Consider the following 2,530-nt stretch of genomic DNA (forward strand, 5'->3'; position numbering starts at 1 on the left):
CCCGCTCCATCGAGGCGACGGTCAGCCCGCCGCCGACCAGCGCCACGGCCGTCGCGATCAGGGCACGGCGCTGGGTCTTCCGCCGGCGGTCCTGCTGCCGCCGCCGGGCCGCGCGTCCGGTGGGCCGGGCGGACATCGGCGGCAGGACGTCGGAGGGTATGTCCTCACCGGCGTGCGGGGCGTGCGCCGCCGGTCCCGCGCCGGGTGCCTGATGGTCCGCTCCGGCCGGGGTGACGGGGTTCGCCGAACGGGGGGCGTCCGGCGGGACCGGGCGGTCCGCCCGGCTCGCCGGGTCCCCAGCTGTCGCCGGGACGTTCCGGTGCGCGGTCGCCGCTCCCGGTACGTGGTGCCCGCCGAGGACGCCCGGCGCGATGTCGGGCGCGTAGGCGCCGCAACCCGGGCACACCAGAGCGCCGTTCAGATGACGGCGGCACGTGGAGCAGTAGTCCATCTGCTTCTTCCTGATCGGAGCAGGGACCGTCACGCTAACGAGAGGCGGGGGCGGCGGTGTGCAGCCCCTGTGCCTTTCCTGCGCAAATACTCCGCACGCCGTGGGGAAAACACGTGAGGGCGACGCAGGTAACTCGTAAGTAGCTTCCGGGTATTGAACAACATTCAGTGCAGGAACGGGAGTTGAGGTCCGAAAAACGGTACCGACGGCCGAAAACAGATGCCGTACGGGCGCATTCCGGCGGGTGCGGGATTGCTGTTGCGAGCCCGTTACAGTGCTTTCTTGACGCTGCCCGGTCATGCCGCGTTGGCTTGCCCATCACCCGGTCGCCACGCTGCACCCCGCCCCGGAAGGCACCTGATGTGAACCCCCGTACCACCCGTACCACCCGTACTGCCCGTACCCCGGCCGTCGCGCGCCGTACCGCGCGGGTCCTGACGGCCGCCGCCTGCACGCTGTCCCTGAGCGCGTGCGGCGTCCTCGGCGCCGCCGGCCCGGACGGCGACGCGTCGCCGACCCACGACGGTGAGATGACCGTGGGTCTGCTCCTGCCCGACAAGGACACGGCGCGTTTCGAGAAGTTCGACCACCCCCTGATCAAGGAGCGGGTGGCCGCGCTCACCGACGGCAAGGGCAAGGTCGTCTACGCCAACGCGGAGGGCAGCAGCGAGAAGCAGAGCGAGCAGTTCGGCAAGCTGATCGCCGACGGGGTCGACGTCATCGTGGTGAACGCGGTGGACGCCGAGGCGGTCGCCGCCGACGTGCGGAGGGCCAAGGACGCGGACATCCCGGTCATCGCCTACGACCGGCTCGCCGAGGGGCCGATCGACGCGTTCGTCTCGCACGACAACGAGCTGGTCGGCGAGGTGCAGGGCCGTGCCGTCCTCGACGCGCTCGGCGAGGAGGCCGAGGCGGAGAAGGTCGTCATGATGAACGGTGCCCCCGCCGACCCGAACACGGCGCTGTTCAAGAAGGGCGCGCTCGCGGAACTGGACGGCAAGGTGGACATCGTCGCCCGGTACGACACCCGCAAGTGGCTCCCCAAGGTCGCCAAGGAGAACATGCGCGAGGCGATCGAGAAGGTGGGGGCGGCCGACATCGCCGCCGTCTACTCCGCGAACGACGGGATGGCGGGCGCCGTCATCGAGGCGCTCAAGGAGGCCGGGGTCGCCGAACTGCCGCCGGTCACCGGGCAGGACGCGGACCTGGCGGCGGTGCGGCGCATCGTGTCGGGCGAGCAGTACATGACGGTGTACAAGTCGTTCCTGCTGGAGGCGAGCGGCGCCGCGGAGATCGCGGTGGCACGCGTGCAGGACCGTTCCATCCAGTTCGACGCGCTGGCCCGCGACCGGGTCGACAGCCCGACCCGCAAGGACATCCCGGCGATGCTCGTGCCGGTCGTCGCCGTGACCAAGGACAACATCAAGGACACGGTGATCCTCGACAAGGTCTACACCGCCGAGGAGATCTGCACGGCGCAGTACGCGCAGGCCTGCGAGTCGGTCGACCTGACCCCGTGAGCACGCCGGGACACGGGGACGCGGGGACGGCGTCGCGGCGCGCGCCCGTCACCGCCCTCCCACGGGCGTCCCACGGGCGTCCGGACGGTCCCCGTGTCCGGCCCGGCTCACTCGTCGGAGTAGCCGATGTCCCCGATCGTCCAGGCGCTGACATCGGCGAGGGCGACGCGGTACATGCCTCCCGTGTCCGGGATGCCGTAGCTGCCCTGGAGGATGCGCGCGAGGTGGAAGTGCAGGTGCGTGGGCGGGGCGTCCGCCTCGCGGGCCTCGGCGAAGGGAACGGCGAAGTGGCGCAGGCGTGCGGAGTCCCGCAGCACTTCCGCCACCCGCGCCCGCCACAGGGCCTCCGGTGCGAGCCGTCCGGTGATCACGGCCCCGGAGACGACCACGGTGAGTGACATCTGACTGTCCTGATCCGCTTCCACCATCGCAGCGATGCCGGCCAGCAGATCGTCAGGGTGCGACATGCTGATGGAGCGTAGCCGAGGCCGGGCCCGGCCGGGTACACCCCGGCCCCCTGACCTCGGGCCGGCGGTGCGCGGGCCGGGGGGCGCGGGCA

At 71.7% G+C, this 2,530-nt stretch carries 2 protein-coding genes and 1 pseudogene; 1 reads left to right on the forward strand and 2 read right to left on the reverse strand.

What is annotated here, in order from left to right; genetic code table 11:
* Window positions 1-484, reverse strand: a pseudogene (locus G3I53_RS17975) (hypothetical protein); the annotation flags it as partial.
* Window positions 485-813: 329 nt separating this feature from the next.
* Between G3I53_RS17975 and G3I53_RS17980 the strand changes: the two are divergent.
* Window positions 814-1,971, forward strand: coding sequence for a substrate-binding domain-containing protein (locus G3I53_RS17980; protein WP_164334714.1), 1,158 nt, complete (start codon window positions 814-816; stop codon window positions 1,969-1,971).
* 107 nt (window positions 1,972-2,078) lie between these two features.
* Here G3I53_RS17980 and G3I53_RS17985 read toward each other — a convergent pair whose 3' ends face one another.
* Entirely contained in the window at window positions 2,079-2,438 is a 360-nt protein-coding gene (locus G3I53_RS17985; protein ID WP_164334713.1) for a hypothetical protein, read from the reverse strand.
* Window positions 2,439-2,530 lie beyond the last annotated feature (92 nt).

It is taken from the genome of Streptomyces sp. SID14436 (genome assembly GCF_010548465.1).
Classification (GTDB): Bacteria; Actinomycetota; Actinomycetes; order Streptomycetales; family Streptomycetaceae; genus Streptomyces.